Source organism: Curtobacterium sp. B18 (assembly GCF_000333375.1).
In the GTDB taxonomy this organism is placed as follows: Bacteria; Actinomycetota; Actinomycetes; order Actinomycetales; family Microbacteriaceae; genus Curtobacterium.
In genome coordinates this window covers 1-1,424 of sequence record NZ_BACZ01000662.1, presented here as the reverse complement: position 1 = coordinate 1,424, position 1,424 = coordinate 1, and the positions used below count along the sequence as shown (strand labels likewise).

The window sequence follows — 1,424 nt, the reverse complement described above, 5'->3', positions numbered from 1 at the left end:
CGTGATCGACGAGTCGCACGTGACCGTGCCGCAGATCGGCGCGATGTACGAGGGCGACGCGTCACGCAAGCGCACCCTCGTCGAGCACGGCTTCCGACTGCCGAGCGCCCTCGACAACCGACCGCTCCGGTGGGAGGAGTTCCCCAGACCTGCAGCCCGTTGCGCTCGAGGATCGCCTTGCGGTCCGCGACGTACCCGGGGTCCGTCGCGGCGCGCCGGACGTCGAGGTGGTCGCCCCAGCAGGCGATCTCGAGCCCGTCGTAGCCCCACTCGCCGGCGAGGCGCGCGACCTCCTCGAAGGGCAGGTCGGCCCACTGGCCGGTGAAGAGGGTGACCGGCCTGGAGGCGCGGGTCGTCCCCGTCTCGTCGGTTCCGTCCGTCGTCGTCATCGTCGTCGTCCTTCCTCGCGGTGTGCGGTGGTCACCATGATCCCGGTTCCGACCCGGCGGGCACGGTGTCGGGGCGGTCGACGCGCGACTCGACCGCGACGACCGTGTGGTTCCTCGAGGCGGTCTGCACGGCCTCCATGATCTCGAGGACGTGGAACGCGAGGTCCCCCGACGCGCGGTGCGGCCGGTCGGTCGCGATGGCGTGCGCCATGTCCGCCAGCCCGTACCCGCGGCCCGCGTCGGCGTACCCGGCCGTCACGGGCAGTTCCCGCCACTCGCGGTCGTCGGCCGTCGCGATCGACACCGGGTCGGAGAACCGGTTCGGGTCGGGGACGGCGAGGCTGCCGGCGGTGCCGTGCACCTCGAAGAGCGGGGCCCGGGTCGCCCACACCTCGAACGAGACGGTGACCGTGGAGACGACTCCGCGCTCGTGTTCGAGGACGGCTACGACGTGGGTGTCGACGTCGACGGGGATCGGCGCTCCGGCGAAGGGGCCGGTCGCGATGGTCCGCTCGCGGGTCGACCGGGTGGCACTGCCGCTCACCCGGACGACGGGGCCGAAGAACTGCACGAGGCTCGTCAGGTAGTACGGCCCCATGTCGAGCAGCGGGCCGCCCCCGGGCTGGTAGTAGAACGCCGGTGCCGGGTGCCAGAGCTCGTGTCCCGGGGCGCTCCAGGACACCGCGGCGCCGACCGGGTCACCGATCAGGCCGTCGTCGATCGCGGCACGGGCGGTCTGGATGCCGGTCCCGAGCACGGTGTCGGGCGCGCTGCCGACCCGCAGGCCCGAGCGTCCGGCCAGCTCGAGCACCGGCGCGGCCTCGGCCGTCGCGAGCGCGAGCGGCTTCTCGCCGTAGACGTGCTTGCCGGCGTCGAGGGCCCGGGTGGCGACCTCGGCGTGCGCGGCCGGGATCGTCAGGTTCAGCACGACGTCGACGTCGTCCGCGCCGAGGAGCTCGTCGACGCTCGTGCCCCGGACGCCCTGGGCCTCGCCGACCGACCGCGCACGCTCGACGTCGAGGTCGGCCAGGCGGT

Annotated in this window: 1 protein-coding gene and 1 pseudogene; both read right to left on the bottom strand. The window is 73.8% G+C overall.

The genetic code is table 11. The features are described 5' to 3' along the window. Window positions 1-389: pseudogene (locus tag I5E_RS26595) on the bottom strand (hypothetical protein); the annotation flags it as partial. Window positions 390-420: 31 nt separating this feature from the next. Beyond that, window positions 421-1,424 (bottom strand): Gfo/Idh/MocA family protein (locus I5E_RS17810; protein ID WP_022908180.1); only part of this gene is annotated, 1,004 nt, incomplete at its 5' end.